Consider the following 22,827-nt stretch of genomic DNA (forward strand, 5'->3'; position numbering starts at 1 on the left):
AAATATATAAACTTAATTTTCTGAAATTTTACGATCCCCACTAAAATTGCGATACCCCACAAATTTTAATATTATTTTTTAACACCCCTTATTATAATTGTATAAAGCTTTATATGCTGTATTACATTTATTTTGCCTAAATGGTTGAATAATAGTATAGCTTCATAATAAGTTCAAGATACCTATGCCTTTATAGTAAGATTTTATAAACCATTAATTTAAACTATTTATTATGAAAAATTTATTTAAAATCCTATTAGGATTATTTTTAGTAACCGCTGCTATATCGTGTAGCAAAGATGATGCAACTGCGGTTGTTTCAGAAAGCCAAGATGTAGTATTTGATATTACAAACTTTGTGCCTCAAGTTGCAGGTAAAAATGTATTTGCAAAAGATAATGATGAGGTTAAACTACCAGAGTGTTCAGATGCGGAAGCTTCTTATGTTGAAATTATGATAGGTACTACTCCTTATACATTGCAATTAGTAACTTTAAATGATAAAACAGAAACCGAAGTTATAAAGTTAGCACCAGGAGATTATGATATAAAATCATTTATAGTATATGATGTTAATAATATTGCTATTTGGGCATCGCCTACGATGGGGAGTTATTATCAAGCTTTATGGAACTTAAAAGGAGTAAATGACCTTACTTTTACAGTTGATAAATTTGAAAAAAGAAGAATAGCTTTAGATGTACTTTGTTATAAGCCTTTTGATTATGAAAAATTTGGTTTTGCATGGTTTGCATATGCTAAAATAGAAATTCATACAGTATGTTTCTTTGGAGATATTTGTACGAAGTTTTATGAAGAATTCCATAAAATAGGAAGCGCTTATAATGGACAAACGTATGATGGGTATGATTTTCCAGCTATTTTTGAAATTGTTATAAAAAATGGAGATAATGTTGTAAATGATCCACAAATGAACAGCAATGTAGGTTGGTATGGAGCAGGAGCACCACTATGTATAGAGTATCCAGATTATGTAGGTGTTGATGAAACTTTTACATTTGATATTTTGTTAACAATGCCTGATGGTTCTAGTAAACTGGTTTACACTGGTACATTTGATGATACAGATAGTTCTGCTATTGGTAATGATAGTGGTTTTGGAGGTTCTGATGGTATATTTGATTTTGTTGTAGGTAATTGTTCTTATGATGGAAATGACGCTAATATGGAATTACCACCGTATTTACCAGTACCAACTTCAGGGAAGATGACATTGTCAAATTTCCCTAATGTTAATGCGTATCTAGATATTACTTTTAGTGATATTGTTGATCCAACATTTGAAATTTTTAATGGAGCAATTTTAGGCGGATGGTGTGCAGCTGAACATAATACTATTTTTGTAGGCCCTACTTATGATGTTGATTTCTATTCTTCATTAGAGCTAACAATTATACCTAGTCAATATCAGGATATTGAATGGGGTTCATTAAATTGGATAATGAATAATTTAACTGGAACATCTCTTGAAATTCAAGAGGCTATATGGCAAGTTGTGAATAGTACAGATACTGACACTGCAAACCCTGAAGGTTTAGATCCAGCTACAAACGCGTTTGCACTTGAGGCATTAACTCATACTGACTTTATCCCTACAGTAGGTGATTATGCTATTGTAATTTGTGATGCAGTTGAAGGATCTGATGCAAACGAAGATTTACAATTGTTAATAGTAAGAGTAGACCCTTAATTGTTTTTGAACACAGCATATATAAAACTTAGATTTTTATTTTGAACATTGTAAAATGTTTATGTAAATCTTATAAATGATTTCTTAAGAAGTAAAATATATTTAATAGATTTGTTATTGCGAAATAAATAAAAATCTAAGTTTAATAAAAATATGAATATTTTTAAATCCCATTTCGGCTATAATAAGCGTCAACGAAATGGGATTTTCTTTTTATTACTAATAATAGTTTCACTTCAATCAGTTTTCTTTTTTGTTGATTTTTCTTCAAAAGAAGATTTCAATTTTTCTTCATCAGAAATTCTTTTATTTCAAAAAGAAATGGATTCTCTGCAAACTCAAGAATTAGAGCGTAAAACTTCAAAAATTTACTCGTTCAATCCAAATTTTATTACAGATTATAAAGGATATCAATTAGGTATGTCAATTCAAGAAATTGATAAATTGAATAGTTTCCGAGATAAAGGAAATTTTATTAATTCAGTAAAACAATTTCAAAAAGTTACTGGTGTTAATGACTCTTTATTGAATATAATAAGTCCATATTTTAAATTTCCGGAATGGGTAATTTCTAAAAATAAGAATTATAAAAAAGAATATATAAATACTGTTAATGAAGTAATTGTAAAGCAAGATATAAATTTAGTCCAAGCTGCGGATTTAAGAATTGTAAGTGGAATTGGAGAAAAATTATCTAATAGAATTATTGAGTACAGAACTAAATTACAAGGATTTTCTTTTAATAGTCAGTTATATGAAGTTTGGAATTTAGATAAAGAGTTGGTTGATAAAGTACTGCTGTACTTTGAAGTAATTGAAAAACCAAGAATTGAAAAGTTAAATATTAATGAAGCAACTTTTAAACAAATACTTTCCATTGTTTATATTGATTATGAACTTACCATAAAAATAGTTAATTTTAGAGAAGAAGTTGCTGAAATTCAAGATATTGAAGAACTAAAAAAAATTGAAAAATTTCCTCTTGAAAAATTCGAAAGAATAGCCTTATATTTGGTGGCTAAATAATTATAATAATTTAAAGCTACTTCCCATAATGAATAGTATGTATTTTACTGAAGAACATCGCGCATTTAGACAAAGTTTTAGAGATTTTTTACAAAAGGAAGTGGTACCTCATATTGATAAATGGGAAAAGGAAGGTGAAGTTGAACGTTTTATTTGGCAGAAGTTTGGAGAAATGGGCTATTTTGGTTTAAATGCTCCTGAGGAATATGGTGGATTGAATTTAGATATTTTTTATACTGTTATTTTCTTAGAAGAACTCCAAAAAGTTAATTCTGGTGGTTTTGCTGCTGCAATGTGGGCTCACACGTATTTAGCAATGACTCATTTAGCAAAAGAAGGAGATGATAGAATTAAAAAAGAATATTTAACTCCAAGTATTCATGGTGAAAAAATTGGTTGTTTGTGTATTACAGAGCCATTTGGAGGTTCTGATGTTGCAGGGATGAGAACAACAGCTATTAAAAATGGAGATTCATATGTTATTAATGGTTCAAAAACCTTTATTACTAATGGTGTTTATTCTGATTATTTAGTGGTTGCTGCAAAAACAGATATAACTTTAAGAAATAAAGGAATGAGTATTTTTATTATTGATAGAGATACTGTAGGAGTTTCAGCAACTAAATTAGATAAATTGGGTTGGAAAGCATCTGATACTGCTGAAATAGCTTTTGATAATGTAGTAATTCCGGCTGCTAATTTAATGGGAGAAGAAGGGAAAGGATTTTCTTATATTATGAGTCATTTTGCATTAGAACGCTTAGTGATGGGAATTAACGCACACGCTAGAGCAGAACATGCTTTAGAATATGCAATACAATATATGTCTGAAAGGCAAGCTTTTGGGCAAACTTTAAATAAGTTTCAAGCTTTAAGACATAAAGTAGCAGATATGGCAAGCGAAGTTGAAATGTGTAAAGAATTTAATTATTCGATTGCTAAAAGACTAAATGAAGGGCAGTATATAGTTAAAGAAGCAAGTATGTCTAAATTGCTATCAACAAAAATTGCAGATACTGTTATAAACGAATGTTTACAGTTGTTAGGTGGATATGGTTATATGGAAGATTACCCTATGGCGCGAATGCTAAGAGATAGTCGATTGGGGTCAATTGGTGGAGGAACTTCGGAAATTATGAGAGAAATTATATCGAAAATAGTAATTGATAAGAAAGAATATAAGCCTGCTACAGATTAAGGAGGTATTTCACTCAAAGCTTTAAAAATCATTTAAAATTATTTTTTAGTTTTTTTTTATTTAAAAGATACTGAATATAATAATTAGTTATATATTTGCAATCTTAAAATTTAAAAGAGAACAACTTGAAAGGAGGTGCCAAAATATGTTAATTATACCAGTTAAAGACGGAGAGAATATAGATAGAGCGTTAAAACGTTACAAAAGAAAATTTGACCGTACAAAAACAATGAAGAACCTACGTAGTCGTAAGCAATTTGATAAACCTTCAGTTGTAAACCGTGCGCAAAATATAAAAGCTCAGTATGTTCAAAAATTAAGAACAGCAGAAGAGCAAGGTTAATTTTTAGCCAAAACAAATAAACCGTTAGTAATTACAAATAACAATTCGTAAATTTGTATACTAACGGTTTTTTTATGCCTATATATTCCTTTTTAAATTATTTAGAGCTAGAAAAAAAATACTCTAAGCATACTATAACAGCTTATCTAAATGATTTAAATTCATTCCAGCTATTTTGCGATAATGAATATGACAACCAAAGTGTTGTTGAAGTTAATTACTCTCAAATACGTAATTGGATTGTTAGTTTAGTTGAAGCTGGTTTGTCAAATAGCTCAATTAACAGAAAAGTTTCTTCCTTAAAATCTTATTATAAATTTCTTCAAAAAACCAAAGAAATTGAAAGTAATCCTTTAATTAAACACAAAGCTTTAAAAGTTGCTAAACAAGTGCAATTGCCATTTTCTGAAAAAGAAATAATAAATGTACTTAATTTGTTAGAGGAAGAAGAAGTTAATTTTGAATCACTTAGAAACAAATTGATAGTTGAATTATTTTATTCAACGGGTGTTCGAAGAAGTGAATTAATCAACATAAAAATTAAAGATATTGACCTTGCAAATGAAACTGTTAAAGTAGTAGGGAAAAGAAATAAAGAACGATATATCCCGTTATTAAAATCAGTTCAAAAATCGTTGATAAAATATATAGAAGAAAGAGAAGGAATTAATACAAATCTGTCTTATTTGTTTCTTACAAAAAAAGGAAAAATAATGTACGATACACTTGTGTATCGAGTAATTAATAATTATTTTAGTAAAGTGTCATCAAAAGTAAAGAAGAGTCCTCACATTATAAGACACTCTTTTGCTACACATTTATTAAATGAAGGTGCTGATTTAAACTCAGTTAAAGAATTGCTTGGGCATTCTAGTTTAGCATCAACACAAATTTACACCCACAGTAGTTTGGGTAAATTAAAGGAAGTATATAACCAAGCTCACCCAAGGAGCCAAAAAAACTAATTTATTATGAAAGTACACGTACAGTCTGTTAATTTCAATGCCGATGGTGGTCTAATTGATTTTGTTGAAAAAAAATTAAATAGTTTAGATAAATATTATGATAAAATAGTTGATGCAGAAGTTTTTTTAAAGGTTCAACAAACAAGCGAAAAAGAAAATAAATTTGTGGATATTAAATTGAATATTCCTGGAAATGATTTAGTGGTTAAAAAGCAGTGTAAAACCTTTGAAGAAGGTGTTATGCTTGCTGCAGATTCTTTAAAGAGGCAGTTAGCGAAAAAGAAAGAAAAGGTTAGTGAAAAATAAATAAAAAAATAATTAGAAAAGTTTTGTTTAAAATTAAAACTTTAATACATTTGCAGTCCGTTAGAAATAGCGGACTTCTTTTATGGAGTAAAAAGCCGATGTAGCTCAGCTGGCTAGAGCAGCTGATTTGTAATCAGCAGGTCGTGGGTTCGAGTCCCTCTATCGGCTCAGGTCTTTGAAAAGAATGGTGAGATACTCAAGTGGCCAACGAGGGCAGACTGTAAATCTGCTGCGCAAGCTTCGAAGGTTCGAATCCTTCTCTCACCACAATTAATTTGTAGGAATATAAATTAATGAGAAAATGAAAAAATATTGCGAGAGTAGCTCAGTTGGTAGAGCTTCAGCCTTCCAAGCTGACTGTCGCCGGTTCGAGCCCGGTCTCTCGCTCATTTTTTGGCCGGTGTAGCTCAGGGGTAGAGCGTTTCCTTGGTAAGGAAGAGGTCATGGGTTCAATTCCCATCATTGGCTCAAGTAAAAATAAAATAGAATTGAATTTAACACTATATATAACTAAGATTTAAAAATTAAATAATCATGGCAAAAGAACATTTTGATCGCTCCAAACCACATTTAAATATTGGTACTATTGGACACGTTGACCACGGTAAAACAACTTTAACTGCTGCAATTACTACAGTATTGCACGAAAAAGGATTTTGTGAAGTAAAAGGCTTTGATCAGATTGATAATGCTCCTGAAGAAAAAGAGAGAGGTATTACAATTAACACTGCGCACGTTGAATATGCAACTGCTAATCGTCACTATGCACACGTTGATTGTCCAGGTCACGCGGATTACGTAAAAAACATGGTAACTGGTGCTGCTCAAATGGATGGTGCAATAATCGTTGTTGCTGCTACAGATGGTCCAATGCCTCAAACTAGAGAGCATATCTTATTAGGTCGTCAGGTAGGTATTCCAAGATTAGTTGTATTCATGAATAAAGTGGATATGGTTGATGATGAAGAACTATTAGAATTAGTAGAAATGGAAATTAGAGATTTATTATCATTCTATGATTATGATGGTGATAATACTCCAGTTATTCAAGGTTCTGCTTTAGGAGGATTGAATATGGAGCCTAAATGGGTAGAGAAAATTTTAGAACTAATGGATGCCGTTGATTCTTGGATTGAATTACCAAAGCGTGATGTTGATAAAGATTTCTTAATGCCAATTGAAGATGTATTCTCAATTACAGGTCGTGGAACTGTTGCAACAGGTCGTATTGAAACTGGTGTAGCTAACACTGGTGATCCAGTTGAAATTATTGGTATGGGAGCAGAAAAATTAACTTCTACAATCACAGGAGTTGAAATGTTCCGTAAAATATTAGATAGAGGTGAAGCTGGTGATAACGTAGGTATCTTATTAAGAGGTATTGCAAAAGAAGATATCAGTAGAGGTATGGTAATTTGTAAGCCTAAATCAGTTACTCCACACGCTAAATTTAAAGCTGAGGTTTATATCCTTAAAAAAGAAGAAGGTGGTCGTCATACACCATTCCATAATAACTATCGTCCGCAGTTTTACGTACGTACAACTGATGTAACAGGAACAATTATGTTACCTGAAGGAGTTGAAATGGTAATGCCAGGTGATAACTTAACTATTCATGTTGAATTACACCAAGCAATTGCATTAAACGTAGGTTTACGTTTCGCAATTCGTGAAGGAGGTAGAACAGTAGGTGCAGGTCAGGTAACAGAAATGTTAGACTAATAAATACACCAAATTAAAATAGTAAATATAGGTGCTTCTTTTTAGAGGAGCACCTTATGTTTACGGGTGTAGCTCAGTTGGTAGAGCACTGGTCTCCAAAACCAGGTGTCGGGAGTTCGAGTCTCTCCACCCGTGCAAAATAATATAAAGAAATGAATTTAGTTAATTATATAAAAGACTCATTTGAAGAGTTACGTAATAAAGTATCTTGGATTTCATGGGAAGAGGCTCAAAAATCTACTGTAGTTGTTGCCGTTTTTACAATATTATTTGCTTTAGCAGTGTTTGCTGTAGATAAATTTTTTCAAACAGGTTTAGGGGAATATTTTAAATTATTTTAATTATTAATATTTATTATGACTGATTCTGTAAAAAAATGGTATGTAGTTAGGGCTATAGGTGGGCAAGAAAATAAAGTGAAAACTTATATTGAAAATGAAATTGCTCGTTTAGGTATGACTGATTATGTTGATAGAGTAATAGTGCCTACAGAAAAAGTTATTCAAATACGTAATGGGAAAAAAATACATAAAGAGCGTGTTTATTTTCCAGGGTATATAATGATTGAGGCTAATTTGAGTGGAGAATTACCACATGTTATTAAATCAATAACTGGTGTAATTGGTTTTTTAGGTGAAGTAAAAGGAGGAGATCCTGTTCCTATGAGAAAATCTGAAATTAACCGTATGCTTGGTAAAGTTGATGAATTATCAGTTCAAAATGATAATGTAGCTATACCATACGTTATTGGTGAAACAGTAAAAGTTATTGATGGACCATTTAATGGTTTTGATGGTACTATTGAAAATATAAATGAAGAAAAGCGTAAACTTGAGGTTATGGTAAAGATTTTCGGAAGAAAAACACCATTAGAATTAAGTTATATGCAAGTAGATAAAATTTCATAATTGTTACAGTAATTTGTGATATTACTTATTCGCTTCCAATGAATAGGTAATTTCTAATTTAAGATTAAAAAATGGCAAAAGAAGTATTTAAGGTTGTAAAATTACAAGTAAAAGGAGGAGCGGCAAACCCGTCACCACCAGTTGGACCTGCTTTAGGAGCTGCCGGAGTTAATATAATGGAGTTTTGTAAGCAGTTTAATGCTAGAACTCAAGACAAACAAGGAAAAATTTTACCAGTTGCAATTACTGTGTATAAAGATAAATCTTTTGATTTTGTTGTTAAAACTCCACCAGCAGCTGTTCAAATTTTAGAAGCAGCCAAAGTAAAAAAAGGTTCACCAGAACCTAATCGTCAAAAAGTAGCTACGGTTACTTGGGATCAATTGAAAACTATTGCTGAAGATAAAATGGTAGATTTAAATGCATTTACTGTTGAATCGGCTATGTTAATGATGGCAGGAACAGCACGTTCAATGGGTATTAAAGTAAGTGGAAAAGCTCCAATTAAACAATAAAACAGTTATTAAAAATGGCAAAATTAACTAAAAAGCAAAAAGAAGCACACGGTAAGGTTGATAAAACTCAAGCTTATTCTTTAAAAGATGCTTCCGCTTTAGTAAAAGAAATTACTTCTGTAAATTTTGATGCATCTATTGATTTAGCTGTTAGATTGGGAGTAGATCCTCGTAAAGCAAATCAAATGGTTAGAGGTGTGGTAACATTACCTCATGGAACCGGTAAAGATGTTAAAGTATTAGCATTAGTAACACCAGATAAAGAAGCTGAAGCTAAAGAAGCGGGAGCTGATTATGTTGGATTAGATGAGTATCTTCAAAAAATTAAAGAAGGTTGGACAGATGTTGACGTTATTATTACTATGCCAAGTGTAATGGGGAAATTAGGTCCTTTAGGTCGTGTTTTAGGACCAAGAGGTTTAATGCCTAACCCAAAAACGGGTACAGTAACTATGGATGTTGCAAAAGCAGTTGCAGAAGTAAAAGCTGGTAAAATTGACTTTAAAGTTGATAAAACAGGAATTATACATGCTGCAATAGCTAAAGCATCATTTGATGTTGATAAAATTACTGAAAATGCGGTAGAATTAATTCATACTATTATGAAGTTAAAGCCTACAGCATCAAAAGGAACGTATGTTAAAAGTATTTACTTATCTAGTACTATGAGTCCTGGAGTGAATGTTGAACCTAAATCAGTTTAATTAAAGTTAAAACTTAGTAATTATGACGAGAGAAGAAAAATCACAAGTAATAGAAGCTTTAACAACACAGTTAACTGAAGGTAACATTATATATCTAGCTGATATATCAGGATTAAATGCTTTAGAAACATCTAATTTACGTAGAGCTTGTTTTAAAGCAAACATAAAACTAGCTGTTGTTAAAAATACATTGCTTGAAAAAGCAATGGAAAAATCTGATAAAGATTTTGGAGAATTACCATCTGTATTAAAAGGAAATACATCTTTGATGTTTTCAGATATAGGGAATGCTCCAGCAAAATTAATTAAAGAATTTCGTAAGAAATCTAAATTACCTTTATTAAAAGGTGCTTATGTTGAACAAGCGATCTATGTTGGTGATGACCAATTAGATTCATTAGTAAGCATTAAATCAAAAGAAGAGGTAATTGGAGATATTATTACTTTATTACAATCACCAGCTAAAAATGTTATTTCAGCATTACAGTCTGGAGGTAATAAATTATCAGGAATTCTGAAAACTTTATCAGAAAAATAAATAAGTGCACTAATAAACTAAATAATAAAATTTAAACAAAGAGAAATGGCAGATTTAAAAGATTTCGCAGAACAACTTGTTAACTTAACAGTTAAAGAAGTAAATGAGTTAGCTAATATTTTAAAAGACGAATACGGTATTGAACCAGCAGCAGCAGTAGCAGTAGCAGGTCCTGCAGCAGGCGGAGACGCAGAAGCAGAGGCAGAGCAAACTGAATTTACAGTTATTTTAAAAGCAGCAGGTCAATCTAAATTAGCAGTTGTAAAATTAGTTAAAGAATTAACTGGTTTAGGATTGAAAGAGTCTAAAGAAATTGTAGATAGCGCACCAGCACCTATTAAAGAAGGTATAACTAAAGATGAAGCAGAAGGCTTAAAAGCATCATTAGAAGAAGCAGGAGCAGAGGTTGAACTTAAGTAAGTTTTAGCATCTAAAACAATTTAAGGTTTAGGTCTTAGGGGTAATCCTTAGACCTAAACCATTTTGCGTATATATTCGTTCTTATATTTTAATAGTTTTTTTAACTTAAAGTTTTGTCCATTGGCCACTAAACAATTTACCGAAAGAATAAACTTTGCATCAGCTAAATTGGTAACTGAATATCCAGATTTTTTAGATATTCAAGTTAAATCATTTCAAGATTTTTTTCAATTACAAACCAAAGCTGACGAACGAAGTACCGAAGGATTATATAAAACCTTCCTTGACAACTTCCCAATTACAGATACTCGTAACAATTTTGTGTTAGAGTTTATAGATTACTTTGTAGATCCACCTAGATATTCAATTCAAGAATGTATAGAACGTGGATTAACATATTGTGTGCCTTTAAAAGCACGTTTAAAATTATACTGTACAGATCCTGAACACGAAGATTTTGAAACCATAGTACAAGATGTTTATCTTGGTACAATTCCTTACATGACTCATAGTGGTACTTTTTGTATTAATGGAGCAGAAAGAGTTGTAGTTTCTCAATTACATCGTTCTCCAGGGGTATTTTTTGGGCAATCATTCCATGCAAATGGAACCAAATTATATTCAGCAAGAGTAATTCCTTTTAAAGGTTCTTGGATAGAGTTCGCAACAGATATCAATCAAGTAATGTATGCTTATATTGATAGAAAGAAAAAATTACCTGTAACCACGCTATTTAGAGCAATTGGTTATGAAAGAGATAAAGATATACTTGAAATATTTGACCTTGCAGAAGAAGTAAAAGTTTCAAAAAGTGGTCTTAAAAAGTATATAGGAAGAAAATTAGCCGCACGTGTATTAAAAACATGGTTTGAAGATTTTGTAGATGAAGATACCGGCGAAGTTGTTTCTATCGAAAGAAATGAAATTGTTTTAGATAGAGATACAATTCTAGAAAAAGAACAAATTGAAGAAATAATTGAATCAGGAACAAAAACCATTTTACTTCATAAAGAAGATAATGAAATGGCTGATTATGCAATTATTCATAATACGCTACAAAAAGATCCAACAAACTCTGAAAAAGAAGCTGTTGAGCATATTTATAGACAATTACGTAATGCTGAACCGCCAGATTTTGAAACGGCAAAAGGTATTATAGATAAATTATTCTTTTCAGAACAACGTTATAACTTAGGTGAAGTTGGACGTTATAGAATGAATAAAAAGTTAAACTTAAACGAAAGTATTGATCAAAAAGTTTTAACTAAAGTTGATATTATTACTATTATCAAAAACTTGATAAAATTAGTAAATTCTAAAGCTGAAGTTGATGATATTGACCACTTATCTAACCGTCGTGTACGTACAGTTGGTGAGCAATTAGCAAGTCAGTTTGGAGTTGGTTTATCTCGTATGGCTCGTACTATTCGTGAACGTATGAATGTGCGTGATAATGAGGTGTTTACACCAATCGATTTAATTAACGCGAAAACATTGTCTTCAGTTATTAACTCGTTTTTTGGTACTAACCAATTATCTCAATTTATGGATCAAACAAATCCATTGGCTGAGTTAACTCACAAACGTAGATTGTCAGCATTAGGACCTGGAGGTTTATCTAGGGAAAGAGCTGGTTTTGAGGTTCGAGATGTTCACTATACTCATTATGGACGTTTATGTCCAATTGAAACTCCTGAGGGACCAAATATTGGTTTAATTTCATCTTTAGCGGTTTTTGCAAAAGTGAATAATTTAGGGTTTATAGAAACTCCTTATAGAGAAGTTTTAGATGGTAATGTAAATATTACAGATGAGCCTAGATATTTAAGTGCTGAAGAAGAAGAAGGAATGAAATTTGCACAATCAAATCTTCCTTTAGATGATTCAGGTAGATTTGTATCTGATAAAGTAATTGTGCGTGAAGAAGCAGATTATCCAGTAGTTGAAGTTGAAAAAGTAAACTTTATGGATGTTGCTCCTAATCAAATTGCTTCAATTTCAGCCTCATTAATTCCGTTTTTGGAACATGATGATGCCAACCGTGCTTTGATGGGATCGAATATGATGCGTCAGGCTGTGCCTTTAATGAAACCGGAATCACCAATTGTTGGTACAGGTTTAGAGCGTAGAGTAGCAAAAGATTCACGTATTTTAATGAATGCTGAAGGTGCTGGTGTAGTTGAATATGTAGATGCAGATACGATTGAAATTAAGTATGATAAAACCGAAGAAGACCGTATGGTTAGCTTCGAAAGTGATAGTAAAACATATAACTTAATTAAGTTTAGAAAAACCAATCAAGGAACTTCAATTAACCTTAAACCTATTGTTAAAAAAGGGGATAGAGTTGAAGAAGGACAAGTACTTTGTGAAGGTTATGCAACTCAAAAAGGTGAATTAGCTTTAGGTAGAAATATGAAAGTAGCCTTTATGCCTTGGAAAGGGTATAACTTTGAGGATGCAATTGTAATTTCAGAAAGAGTTGTAAAAGAAGACATCTTTACGTCTATTCATATTGATGAATATTCAATGGATGTTAGAGATACTAAATTAGGTGCTGAAGAATTAACAAACGATATTCCAAATGTTTCTGAAGAAGCTACTAAAGATTTAGATGAAAATGGAATGATTCGTATTGGTGCTGAAGTAAAACCTGGTGATATCTTAATTGGTAAAATTACACCAAAAGGAGAATCAGATCCAACACCTGAAGAAAAATTACTAAGAGCTATCTTTGGAGATAAAGCAGGTGATGTAAAAGATGCGTCATTAAAAGCTTCACCATCACTTAGAGGTGTAGTTATTGGTAAAAAGTTATTTGAACGTGCAGTAAAAGACAAAACTAAAAGAGCACAAGACAAAGTTAGTATTGCTAATTTAGAAAGTAAGTATACTGCAATGTTTGAAGATTTACGTTCTGTTTTAACTGAAAAATTGTTTACACTAATTAGTGGAAAGACTTCGCAAGGAGTACTGAATGATTTAGGAGAGGAAATACTTCAAAAAGGTAAAAAGTTTACATTAAAAATGTTAAACTCAGTACCAGACTTCGCTTATTTAACAAAAGGAGTTTGGACAACTGATTCTCATACAAATAAATTAGTAGTTGAATTAATTCACAATTACAAAATTAAAGTAAATGATTTACAAGGAAGTTTACGTCGTGAGAAATTTACGGTATCAGTAGGTGATGAATTACCAGCTGGAATTTTAAAATTAGCGAAGGTTTATATTGCTAAAAAACGTAAATTAAAAGTAGGTGATAAAATGGCAGGACGTCACGGTAACAAAGGTATTGTTGCACGTATTGTTCGTCAAGAAGATATGCCTTTCTTAGAAGATGGAACACCGGTTGATATTGTTTTAAATCCACTTGGTGTACCTTCACGTATGAATATTGGACAAATTTATGAAACAGTTCTTGGGTGGGCTGGTCAAAAATTAGATAAAAAGTATGCAACACCAATTTTTGATGGAGCAACCATTGATCAGATTAATGAAATAACTGAGGAAGCAGGTGTACCACAATATGGACATACTTACTTATATGATGGTGGAACAGGAATGCGATTTGACCAAAAAGCAACAGTTGGAGTTATTTATATGATTAAATTAGGTCATATGATTGATGATAAAATGCACGCAAGGTCTATTGGTCCGTACTCATTAATTACGCAACAACCACTTGGAGGTAAAGCGCAATTTGGAGGTCAACGTTTTGGAGAGATGGAAGTTTGGGCACTTGAAGCATACGGTGCATCAAGTACTTTAAGAGAAATCTTAACAGTAAAATCGGATGATGTTTTAGGTAGAGCTAAAACTTATGAGGCTATTGTAAAAGGAGATCCAATGCCAGAACCAGGATTACCAGAATCATTTAACGTATTAATGCACGAGCTTAAAGGTCTTGGATTAGACGTTAGATTAGAGGAATAACAACAAAGAGATAGCTAAGAGGTTTGTCCTCTTAGCTATTTATATATTTTTTCATTTTTAAAATTCGAATCCATCATTATATCATGGCAAGAAAAATCGAGAAATACACTGTAAAAAAGTTTAATAAAATTTCTATTGGGTTATCATCTCCAGAAGCAATTCTAGAGAAATCAAAAGGAGAAGTATTAAAACCAGAAACCATTAATTACCGTACACATAAACCTGAAAGAGATGGGTTATTTTGTGAACGAATTTTTGGCCCAATAAAAGATTATGAATGTGCTTGTGGTAAATACAAGAGAATTCGCTATAAAGGAATAGTTTGTGACCGTTGTGGTGTTGAAGTAACTGAGAAAAAAGTTAGAAGAGATAGAGTAGGACACATTAATTTAGTAGTTCCTATTGCTCATATTTGGTATTTTAAATCATTACCTAACAAAATGGGATACCTTTTAGGTTTGCCATCTAAAAAGTTAGATATGATTATTTACTATGAGCGATATGTAGTAATTCAACCTGCTGGAGCAAAAAATGCTGAAGGAGAACCATTACGAAAAATGGATTTCTTAACGGAAGAAGAATATTTAGATATTCTAGAAAGTTTCCCAGTTGAAAATCAATATTTAGACGACAATGACCCAGATAAGTTTATTGCTAAAATGGGAGCAGCTTGTTTAATAGATTTATTTAATCGTATTGATTTAGATGAACTTTCATATGAATTACGTCATAAAGCTAATACTGAAACTTCTAAGCAACGTAAAACTGAAGCATTAAAAAGATTAAACGTTGTTGAATCTTTTAGAGATGCTAATAAAAACAGAGAAAATCGTCCAGAATGGATGATTATGAAAGTGATTCCAGTAATTCCACCAGAATTACGTCCATTAGTACCTTTAGATGGTGGTAGATTTGCAACGTCAGATTTAAATGATTTATACCGTAGAGTAATTATACGTAACAATCGTTTAAAAAGATTAGTTGAAATTAAAGCTCCTGAAGTTATTTTACGTAATGAAAAACGTATGTTACAAGAATCAGTAGATTCATTATTTGATAACACACGTAAATCTTCAGCAGTAAAGACTGAATCTAATCGTCCACTAAAATCATTATCAGATTCCTTAAAAGGTAAGCAAGGACGTTTCCGTCAAAACTTATTAGGTAAGCGTGTTGATTATTCTGCACGTTCTGTAATTGTTGTTGGACCAGAATTAAAATTATTTGAATGCGGTATTCCAAAGGATATGGCAGCAGAACTTTACAAACCTTTTGTAATTAGAAAACTAATTGAAAGAGGTATTGTAAAAACAGTAAAATCTGCAAAGAAAATTATAGATAAAAGAGAACCAGTGGTATGGGATATATTAGAGAATGTTTTAAAAGGACATCCTGTAATGTTAAACCGTGCTCCTACGTTACACCGTTTAGGTATTCAAGCTTTTCAACCAAAATTAATTGAAGGAAAAGCAATACAATTGCATCCATTAGCTTGTACGGCATTTAATGCCGATTTTGATGGAGATCAAATGGCAGTACATTTACCATTAGGTCCTGAAGCTATTTTAGAGTGCCAATTATTATTATTAGGTTCTCACAATATATTAAATCCTGCTAATGGTGCTCCAGTTACTGTACCTTCTCAGGATATGGTTTTAGGGTTGTATTATATGACTAAAGAAAGAAAATCTACTCCAGAATATCCAATTAAAGGCGAGGGATTAACTTTTTATTCTCCTGAAGAAGTTACCATTGCATATAACGAAAAGCAAGTTGATTTAAATGCTGTAATTAAAGTTAGAACAAAAGATTTTAACGAAAAAAGAGAGCTTGTAAATCAAATAATTGAAACTACTGTTGGTAGAGTTTTATTTAATGAAGTTGTACCAGAAGAAGCAGGTTATATCAATGAAGTTTTAACAAAAAAATCTTTAAGAGATATTATTGGTGAAATATTAAAGGTAACCGATGTTCCTACAACAGGAAAATTCTTGGATGCAATGAAAGACATGGGATATATGTTTGCATTCCGTGGTGGTCTATCATTTAGTTTAGGGGATATTATTATTCCACCAGAAAAACATACAATGATTGCTGAAGCTAACGCGCAAGTTGACAATATTATGGTAAACTATAATATGGGTATGTTAACAAACAAAGAGCGTTACAATCAGGTGATTGATATTTGGGGTTCTACAAACAACCGTTTGACAGAACTTTCAATGAAACGTTTACGAGAAGACCAACAAGGGTTTAACTCGGTATTTATGATGCTTGATTCTGGTGCAAGGGGTTCTAAAGAACAAATTCGTCAGTTAACTGGTATGCGTGGATTAATGGCGAAGCCTAAAAAATCTACTGCTGGTGGTGGTGAAATTATTGAGAATCCAATTCTTTCTAACTTTAAGGAAGGATTATCAATTCTTGAGTATTTTATCTCAACTCACGGTGCTCGTAAAGGTTTGGCCGATACAGCATTAAAAACAGCCGATGCAGGTTATTTAACTCGTCGTTTAGTTGATGTTTCTCAAGATGTTATTGTAAATGAAGTTGATTGTGGAACTTTAAGAGGGTTGTTTGTTGAACCACTTAAAAAGAATGATGAAATAGTTGAGAGCTTAAGTGAAAGAATTGATGGACGTGTATCATTACACGATGTTATAGATCCACTTACAGAAGAATTATTGGTATCAGCAGGTGAAGAAATTTCTACTGAAATAGCAAAAAGAATTGAAAATTCTCCTCTAATTGGAGTTGAAGTACGTTCTGCATTAACTTGTGAGGCTAAGAAAGGTATTTGTGCAAAATGTTATGGACATAGTTTATCAACCAGAAAAATGGTTCAAAAAGGTGAAGCAGTTGGAGTTATTGCAGCTCAATCAATTGGAGAACCAGGAACTCAGTTAACATTAAGAACATTCCACGTTGGAGGGGTTGCAGGTAATATTTCAGAAAAAAATCATTTAGATACAAAATTTACTGGTAAAGCAGTTATTGAAGATCTAAGTACTGTTAAAAGTAAGGATGCTGATGGGAATGACGCTGATATTGTAATTTCAAGAACATCTGAACTTAAAGTGATTGATGAAAAAACAGGATTAACTTTAAGCACGAATAATATTCCTTATGGTTCTACCATTTTTGTTAAGAATGGTCAAAAACTTAAAAAAGGAGATATTGTATGTAAATGGGATCCATTTAACGGTGTAATTATTTCTGAATTTGCAGGAACAATTAAGTTCGAAAATATTGAAGTAGGTATCAACTATCTTGTTGAAATTGATGAACAAACAGGTTTCCAAGAAAAAGTAATTATTGAATCTAAAAACAAAAAAACGATTCCAACATTATTAGTGATGGATGACAATGACAATGTTATTAGATCTTATAACTTACCAGTGGGGGCACATTTGATTGTGGAAGATGGAGAAAAAATACCTTCAGGTAAAATTATTGTAAAAATTCCTCGTAAATCAGGTAGATCTGGAGATATTACAGGAGGTTTACCACGTGTAACAGAATTGTTTGAAGCACGTAATCCTTCTAATCCAGCAGTTGTATCTGAAATTGATGGAGTTGTTTCTTTCGGAAAAATTAAACGTGGTAACCGTGAAATAATTGTTGAATCTAAATTAGGAGAAGTTACAAAGTATTTAATTAAACTTTCTAATCAAATTTTAGTTCAAGAAAACGATTTTATTAAAGCGGGTATGCCACTTTCAGAAGGAGCCGTTACACCAAATGATATTTTAAATATTGAAGGACCTGGAAAAGTTCAGGAATATTTAGTAAATGAAATTCAAGAGGTATATCGTTTACAAGGGGTGAAAATTAATGATAAACATTTTGAGGTTGTTGTACGTCAAATGATGCGTAAAGTAAAAATTATTGATTCAGGGGATACTTTATTCCTTGAAAATCAATTGATACATAAAAACGAATTTATTGAAGATAATGACAAAATTTATGGAATGAAAGTAGTTGAAATTGCTGGTGATTCTAAAAATTTAAAAGAAGGTCAAATTATTACACCTCGTGAATTACGTGATGAAAATTCTGTTTTACGAAGAGAAGATAAAAATTTAGTTGAAGCTAGAGATGCAAAACCAGCAACAGCTGAGCAAATTTTGCAAGGTATTACAAGAGCTTCATTACAAACGAAGTCATTTATTTCTGCCGCATCATTCCAAGAGACGACTAAAGTATTAAACGAAGCTGCTGTTAGTGGTAAAGTTGATTATTTAGAAGGATTGAAAGAAAATGTAATTGTTGGTAAACGAATTCCAGCAGGTACAGGTATGAGAGATTACGATAATATTATTGTAGGTTCTAAAGAAGAAATGGACTCAAAATTATAATTATGAGCGATCAAAAATCTAAAAAAGAAGGGCAAATTAATATTGAATTAGATGATAAAATGGCTGAGGGTACATATGCAAACCTCGCTATTATTAATCATTCAGTTTCAGAATTTATTGTTGATTTTATAAGTGTTATGCCTGGGCAACCAAAGGCAAAAGTAAAATCTAGAATAATTCTAACCCCTCAACATGCGAAGCGATTGGTGAAGGCCTTAGCTGAAAATGTTAAAAGATTTGAGAAAAATCATGGTGAGATTAAAGATTATGAACAGCCACCAATTCCAATGAATTTTGGACCTACAGGTGAAGCATAATTAAAATAAAAAAACCCGAACAATTGTTCGGGTTTTTTTATTTTAGAATTACCTTATCATAAGCGCTTTTTAATTTTTTAATAACAGGTTCTATTTCTTCTTCATTTAAATGCCCAAAACCAAAACGAATAGCACAAGTGTTTTTATCCTGATAAAGAATTGTTTTTGGTAGCAATAAATCATTTTTTTCGGCTTCTTTAGCTAGTTTTAGTAGCGATATTTTCGGCTCAAACTCTAACCATATGGCTAAGCCACCTGAAGGAATTTCCCATTGCGTGTTATCTAAAAAATATTTAGTTAAAAGATTGCATAAAACATCTCGTCTTTTTTTATAAATTACAATACTCTTTTTCGTAAGCCGGTATATTTCCCCTTCATTAATTAATTCCAATAGCATTTGTTCTTGGATTAAATCACCTTGTTTATCTATTAACTCTAAATAATTCTTAGCTTCCGAAATCAGATTTTCTGGGGCTATTACAAATCCTGTTTGAAAACTTGGAAATAAGGACTGCCCAAGTTTTCCTAAATATATAACCATACCATTTGCATCTGAACACGCCATAGGTAACATTGCTGAACCTTCAAACTGAAAATCATAATCATAATCATCTTCAATAATAGCAAATCCATACTCTTTAGCTAGTTGTAGTAACTCTAAACGACGTGCTGCACTTAATGTAACAACAGTTGGATAATCTCTATGAGCGCATATATATACACATCTAATACTATGTTTTACGTAGTGCTTTTTTATATATTCAATATTTAAACCATTTTTATCTACTGGAATTGTTTTTATTCTTGCACCTGTTTGTTGAAAAATCATATTAGATGCATAATTACTTAAATGTCCTACTAATACAATATCGTTTTGTTTTATTAAGAGTTGACATACCACATATAAACTCATTTCAGTACTACGTGTATTTAATATATTATTTGGTCTAATATGAAAACCTCTAGTTGCATTTAGGTAATTACATAATTGAGTTTGGAATAAAGAGTTGAAGAAAGGGTCTGATCTGTTCCATTTATTGATTAAAGTTTTACGTTTCATTGAAGCGCTATACCACCTTGAGAATTGATGCACAGGATGCAAGCGTAAATCTGGTTTACCATCATTAATGGAATACTTTGTGTTTGAAAACTGAATAGTTGAAGCTAAATGAAATGACTCTTGAAAAGGAAATCCTGTTTTTTTTGCAGAAATAAATACTTCATTCATTTTTTGAGAAGTTGCTTTTATTTTTGCCTTTTTTTGCTCAGGTTCTATAACAAATGTACCTTTATTTGGTATAATTTCAACCCAACCTTGTGAGGCCAACTCATCGTAGATAGCAACTGTAGTATTCCTGTGAACATTTAATAATTTACTTAATACTCTTGTTCCTGGTAGCATTGTTCCTTTGGTTAAATAGTTACGCTGGATAGCATTTGTTATTTGTACCGAGGCCTGTAAATAAAGCGGTTGTGATTTAGATTTATCTAAATCAATTAGTTGTTTAAAAAGAGCATTAACCGGACTATCTTTCATTTTAAAACTGGACTATGTTAATCGTCCGGAAAGTTACTACTTTTGCAGCGGTTTTTAAATCACTATTTATGAAAAATTCAATTAAAATAATTATACTATTTGTGTTTACAGCATTAACGGTAAATGCACAAAATGACACTATTAATCTGAAAGAAGTAATTGTTTCATCAAACAGAATAACATTACCATTTTCAAAAACTTCTCGAACTATTACTTTAATAACAGCTGATGACATTATAAAATCATCGGCAACAAATGTAGCCGATTTATTACAAAATGTAGTTGGTGTTGATATTAGAAGGAGAGGAACAGACGGAATGCAGTCAGATTTATATATAAGAGGAGGAAATTTTGATCAGACTCTTGTTCTTATTGATGGAGTTAAAATGGATGACCCTCAAACAGGTCACCATTCAATGAATGCAATTTTATCTTTAGATAATATTGAAAGAATTGAAATTATAAAAGGACCTGCTGCCCGTATTTATGGACAAAATGCATTTACAGGTGCAATAAATATTGTAACAAAAAAAATAAGCGACAATACCTTAAATGTTAATCTTGGGTATGGTTCTTATGAAAATTTAAAAGGTGGAGTTACTTTCAGTCAGAAATTTGATAATGGAGGAGTATTGGCTTCATTTAATTATCAAGAATCTGAAGGTTACAGACACAATACTGATTTTGAAAATAAGTCAGTTTTTGTAAAAGCAAATTTAGGAAACTATAATTTTACAACTTCTTTTACATCGAGAGATTTTGGAGCTAATGGATTTTATGCAAGTCCTGCTGCAATTGATCAATATGAAGAAACACAAACAAGTTTAGTAGCATTAGACGCTAAATATTCAACAGGCAATATTACTATTAAACCAAGAGTATATTGGAAAAGAAATCAGGATTTGTATTTGTATTTAAGGCACAATCCACCAGTATATCGTAATTTACATATTTCAAATAAAGTTGGAGCAGAAACTAATGTTGTTATCAATTCATCATTAGGTAAAACAGGTGTTGGTATTGATGTTTCACGAATATTTTTAGTTAGTAATAATTTGAACGATCATAATAGAACTGTAATAACTGGATTTTTAGAGCATCGTTTTGAAATAGACAATTTCGATATCACTCCAGGAATTGCAATTAGTTCATATTCAGATTTTAATACAAAGGCTTTCCCTGGATTGGATCTTGGGTATAGATTTTCTGAGCGTTTTAAATTGTATGGTAATATTGGTTATACTTATAGAGTCCCAACATTTACAGATTTATATTATGTTGGAAGAAATGAATTAGGAAACCCAAATTTGAAACCAGAATCTGCATTGTCTGAAGAAATTGGATTTAAATACACTACTGGAAATATTGATATAAATATGGCAATGTTTAATAGAAATGCGGAGGATTTAATTGATTGGGCTAAGGATAATCCAGATGACATGGATGAGAAATGGGAAGCGAGAAACTTTAGTGAAGTTAATACAAAAGGATTTGAAATTGATTTAGGCTATAGGTTTAATTTATGGGATTTTGGACAAAAGATTAATATTGGCTACAGTTTTATTGAAGATGAAAATAAAGATGAGTATACTAGATATGCATTAAATAGCATTAAACATCATTTAACATCAGGAATAGATTTTAAATTTTCAAAAATATTTAGTCAAAATATATCTTATAGATTTGTTGAGAGATCTAGAGGTGAAACATATAATATTGTAGATACTAAAATTTTAGCAACTGTAAAAAAAGGTGTTGAGTTTTCATTATCGGTTAATAATATTTTTAATACTGAATATACTGAAACTAACTTAGTGCCTATGCCTAAAGGAAATATGATGTTTGGGTTTAGATATAGTATTTACTAATTAGTTATTATAAATTTTTAAAAACCGAACTTTTGTTCGGTTTCTTTATATTAAAAACATTGTATCATTTAAAATAATTATTAAATTGTAAATTGAGATGTAAACCTAAATTGTTCCTTTATGAAAGAAAAAATAAAGTCATATAAAGATTTCTACCCATTTTATTTGAAACAGCATAGTAATAAAACGTGTAGATTATTACATGTAATAGGAACAACAATAGTATTAGCACTAGCTTTAACTTCAATTATTCATTTAAACCCATATTGGCTTATTTTTATACCTATAAGCGGCTATGGATTTGCTTGGGTTGGACATTTCTTTTTTGAGAAAAATAAGCCTGCAACATTTCAATATCCACTTTGGAGTTTGAAATCTGATTTTAAAATGTACTTTGATATTCTCAGCGGAAAAATTTCATTAGACGCAACAAAAGATTAGCTTTTTTGTAATTA

Annotated in this window: 19 protein-coding genes and 5 tRNA genes; 23 read left to right on the forward strand and 1 reads right to left on the reverse strand. The window is 31.3% G+C overall.

Features of this window, described 5'->3' with window-relative positions; translation table 11 throughout:
- Window positions 1-232: 232 nt before the first annotated feature.
- From Q0352_RS09925 to Q0352_RS10025, 21 genes are all read left to right on the forward strand, one after another.
- Window positions 233-1,711 carry a hypothetical protein gene (locus Q0352_RS09925; protein WP_299527148.1) on the forward strand — a complete coding sequence of 493 codons (1,479 nt, stop codon included), beginning with the start codon at window positions 233-235 and terminating at the stop codon, window positions 1,709-1,711.
- 153 nt (window positions 1,712-1,864) lie between these two features.
- The gene (locus tag Q0352_RS09930) at window positions 1,865-2,737 is read left to right on the forward strand and encodes a helix-hairpin-helix domain-containing protein (RefSeq protein ID WP_299527149.1); all 873 of its coding nucleotides are present in this window, start codon (window positions 1,865-1,867) and stop codon (window positions 2,735-2,737) included.
- 28 nt (window positions 2,738-2,765) lie between these two features.
- Entirely contained in the window at window positions 2,766-3,935 is a 1,170-nt protein-coding gene (locus tag Q0352_RS09935; RefSeq protein WP_299527150.1) for an acyl-CoA dehydrogenase family protein, read from the forward strand.
- Between the two features lie 145 nt (window positions 3,936-4,080).
- Window positions 4,081-4,278, forward strand: a complete 198-nt coding sequence (gene rpsU / locus Q0352_RS09940) for a 30S ribosomal protein S21 (protein WP_299527151.1) — start codon at window positions 4,081-4,083, stop codon at window positions 4,276-4,278.
- 74 nt (window positions 4,279-4,352) lie between these two features.
- The gene (locus Q0352_RS09945) at window positions 4,353-5,243 is read left to right on the forward strand and encodes a tyrosine-type recombinase/integrase (RefSeq protein WP_299527152.1); all 891 of its coding nucleotides are present in this window, start codon (window positions 4,353-4,355) and stop codon (window positions 5,241-5,243) included.
- Between the two features lie 6 nt (window positions 5,244-5,249).
- Complete coding sequence (gene raiA, locus Q0352_RS09950; RefSeq protein ID WP_299527153.1) at window positions 5,250-5,549, forward strand: ribosome-associated translation inhibitor RaiA; 300 nt, start codon at window positions 5,250-5,252, stop codon at window positions 5,547-5,549.
- A 94-nt stretch (window positions 5,550-5,643) separates the two neighbouring features.
- A tRNA-Thr gene (locus tag Q0352_RS09955) sits at window positions 5,644-5,717 on the forward strand.
- An 18-nt stretch (window positions 5,718-5,735) separates the two neighbouring features.
- Window positions 5,736-5,816: transfer RNA gene (locus Q0352_RS09960), tRNA-Tyr, on the forward strand.
- Between the two features lie 47 nt (window positions 5,817-5,863).
- Window positions 5,864-5,936 (forward strand) — tRNA-Gly (locus Q0352_RS09965).
- Between the two features lie 9 nt (window positions 5,937-5,945).
- Window positions 5,946-6,017: transfer RNA gene (locus tag Q0352_RS09970), tRNA-Thr, on the forward strand.
- Window positions 6,018-6,083: 66 nt separating this feature from the next.
- Window positions 6,084-7,271 (forward strand): elongation factor Tu, encoded by a 1,188-nt coding sequence (gene tuf / locus Q0352_RS09975; RefSeq protein WP_299527154.1) that lies wholly within the window; start codon window positions 6,084-6,086, stop codon window positions 7,269-7,271.
- A 62-nt stretch (window positions 7,272-7,333) separates the two neighbouring features.
- A tRNA-Trp gene (locus Q0352_RS09980) sits at window positions 7,334-7,406 on the forward strand.
- Between the two features lie 17 nt (window positions 7,407-7,423).
- Window positions 7,424-7,612 carry a preprotein translocase subunit SecE gene (gene secE / locus Q0352_RS09985; protein ID WP_299527155.1) on the forward strand — a complete coding sequence of 63 codons (189 nt, stop codon included), beginning with the start codon at window positions 7,424-7,426 and terminating at the stop codon, window positions 7,610-7,612.
- A gap of 15 nt (window positions 7,613-7,627) precedes the next feature.
- Complete coding sequence (nusG, locus tag Q0352_RS09990) at window positions 7,628-8,179, forward strand: transcription termination/antitermination protein NusG (protein WP_299527156.1); 552 nt, start codon at window positions 7,628-7,630, stop codon at window positions 8,177-8,179.
- Between the two features lie 71 nt (window positions 8,180-8,250).
- Window positions 8,251-8,694, forward strand: a complete 444-nt coding sequence (rplK, locus tag Q0352_RS09995; RefSeq protein ID WP_299527157.1) for a 50S ribosomal protein L11 — start codon at window positions 8,251-8,253, stop codon at window positions 8,692-8,694.
- A 14-nt stretch (window positions 8,695-8,708) separates the two neighbouring features.
- Entirely contained in the window at window positions 8,709-9,398 is a 690-nt protein-coding gene (gene rplA / locus Q0352_RS10000) for a 50S ribosomal protein L1 (protein ID WP_299527158.1), read from the forward strand.
- A 22-nt stretch (window positions 9,399-9,420) separates the two neighbouring features.
- On the forward strand, window positions 9,421-9,936 hold the full coding sequence (gene rplJ / locus Q0352_RS10005; protein ID WP_299527159.1) for a 50S ribosomal protein L10: 516 nt from the start codon (window positions 9,421-9,423) through the stop codon (window positions 9,934-9,936).
- Window positions 9,937-9,981: 45 nt separating this feature from the next.
- Entirely contained in the window at window positions 9,982-10,356 is a 375-nt protein-coding gene (gene rplL, locus Q0352_RS10010; protein ID WP_299527160.1) for a 50S ribosomal protein L7/L12, read from the forward strand.
- 120 nt (window positions 10,357-10,476) lie between these two features.
- A complete protein-coding gene (gene rpoB, locus Q0352_RS10015; protein WP_299527161.1) occupies window positions 10,477-14,292 on the forward strand; it encodes a DNA-directed RNA polymerase subunit beta in 3,816 nt (1,271 codons plus the stop codon).
- An 83-nt stretch (window positions 14,293-14,375) separates the two neighbouring features.
- A complete protein-coding gene (gene rpoC, locus Q0352_RS10020) occupies window positions 14,376-18,650 on the forward strand; it encodes a DNA-directed RNA polymerase subunit beta' (protein WP_299527162.1) in 4,275 nt (1,424 codons plus the stop codon).
- A 2-nt stretch (window positions 18,651-18,652) separates the two neighbouring features.
- Window positions 18,653-18,967 carry a DUF3467 domain-containing protein gene (locus Q0352_RS10025; RefSeq protein ID WP_291804787.1) on the forward strand — a complete coding sequence of 105 codons (315 nt, stop codon included), beginning with the start codon at window positions 18,653-18,655 and terminating at the stop codon, window positions 18,965-18,967.
- Window positions 18,968-19,004: 37 nt separating this feature from the next.
- Here Q0352_RS10025 and Q0352_RS10030 read toward each other — a convergent pair whose 3' ends face one another.
- Entirely contained in the window at window positions 19,005-20,504 is a 1,500-nt protein-coding gene (locus Q0352_RS10030) for a PLP-dependent aminotransferase family protein (protein WP_299527163.1), read from the reverse strand.
- 68 nt (window positions 20,505-20,572) lie between these two features.
- Here Q0352_RS10030 and Q0352_RS10035 point away from each other — a divergent pair, with 68 nt between their 5' ends.
- Both Q0352_RS10035 and Q0352_RS10040 read left to right on the forward strand, forming a co-directional pair.
- On the forward strand, window positions 20,573-22,372 hold the full coding sequence (locus tag Q0352_RS10035) for a TonB-dependent siderophore receptor (protein ID WP_299527164.1): 1,800 nt from the start codon (window positions 20,573-20,575) through the stop codon (window positions 22,370-22,372).
- Window positions 22,373-22,492: 120 nt separating this feature from the next.
- Entirely contained in the window at window positions 22,493-22,813 is a 321-nt protein-coding gene (locus Q0352_RS10040) for a DUF962 domain-containing protein (RefSeq protein WP_299527165.1), read from the forward strand.
- The last annotated feature ends 14 nt before the right edge of the window (window positions 22,814-22,827 follow it).

Source organism: uncultured Lutibacter sp. (assembly GCF_937891065.1).
In the GTDB taxonomy this organism is placed as follows: domain Bacteria; phylum Bacteroidota; class Bacteroidia; order Flavobacteriales; family Flavobacteriaceae; genus Lutibacter.

Excerpts from the sequence above, each read along its gene's own strand:
- rplL (WP_299527160.1), top strand. The coding sequence starts at position 9,982 with ATGGCAGATTTAAAAGATTTCGCAGAACAACTTGTTAACTTAACAGTT.
- raiA (WP_299527153.1), top strand. The coding sequence starts at position 5,250 with ATGAAAGTACACGTACAGTCTGTTAATTTCAATGCCGATGGTGGTCTA.
- rplA (WP_299527158.1), top strand. The coding sequence starts at position 8,709 with ATGGCAAAATTAACTAAAAAGCAAAAAGAAGCACACGGTAAGGTTGAT.
- secE (WP_299527155.1), top strand. The coding sequence starts at position 7,424 with ATGAATTTAGTTAATTATATAAAAGACTCATTTGAAGAGTTACGTAAT.
- rplK (WP_299527157.1), top strand. The coding sequence starts at position 8,251 with ATGGCAAAAGAAGTATTTAAGGTTGTAAAATTACAAGTAAAAGGAGGA.
- rpoC (WP_299527162.1), top strand. The coding sequence starts at position 14,376 with ATGGCAAGAAAAATCGAGAAATACACTGTAAAAAAGTTTAATAAAATT.
- Q0352_RS09945 (WP_299527152.1), top strand. The coding sequence starts at position 4,353 with ATGCCTATATATTCCTTTTTAAATTATTTAGAGCTAGAAAAAAAATAC.
- Q0352_RS09930 (WP_299527149.1), top strand. The coding sequence starts at position 1,865 with ATGAATATTTTTAAATCCCATTTCGGCTATAATAAGCGTCAACGAAAT.
- tuf (WP_299527154.1), top strand. The coding sequence starts at position 6,084 with ATGGCAAAAGAACATTTTGATCGCTCCAAACCACATTTAAATATTGGT.
- Q0352_RS09925 (WP_299527148.1), top strand. The coding sequence starts at position 233 with ATGAAAAATTTATTTAAAATCCTATTAGGATTATTTTTAGTAACCGCT.
- Q0352_RS09935 (WP_299527150.1), top strand. The coding sequence starts at position 2,766 with ATGAATAGTATGTATTTTACTGAAGAACATCGCGCATTTAGACAAAGT.
- rpsU (WP_299527151.1), top strand. The coding sequence starts at position 4,081 with ATGTTAATTATACCAGTTAAAGACGGAGAGAATATAGATAGAGCGTTA.
- Q0352_RS10025 (WP_291804787.1), top strand. The coding sequence starts at position 18,653 with ATGAGCGATCAAAAATCTAAAAAAGAAGGGCAAATTAATATTGAATTA.
- nusG (WP_299527156.1), top strand. The coding sequence starts at position 7,628 with ATGACTGATTCTGTAAAAAAATGGTATGTAGTTAGGGCTATAGGTGGG.
- Q0352_RS10035 (WP_299527164.1), top strand. The coding sequence starts at position 20,573 with ATGAAAAATTCAATTAAAATAATTATACTATTTGTGTTTACAGCATTA.
- rplJ (WP_299527159.1), top strand. The coding sequence starts at position 9,421 with ATGACGAGAGAAGAAAAATCACAAGTAATAGAAGCTTTAACAACACAG.
- Q0352_RS10040 (WP_299527165.1), top strand. The coding sequence starts at position 22,493 with ATGAAAGAAAAAATAAAGTCATATAAAGATTTCTACCCATTTTATTTG.
- Q0352_RS10030 (WP_299527163.1), bottom strand. The coding sequence starts at position 20,504 with ATGAAAGATAGTCCGGTTAATGCTCTTTTTAAACAACTAATTGATTTA.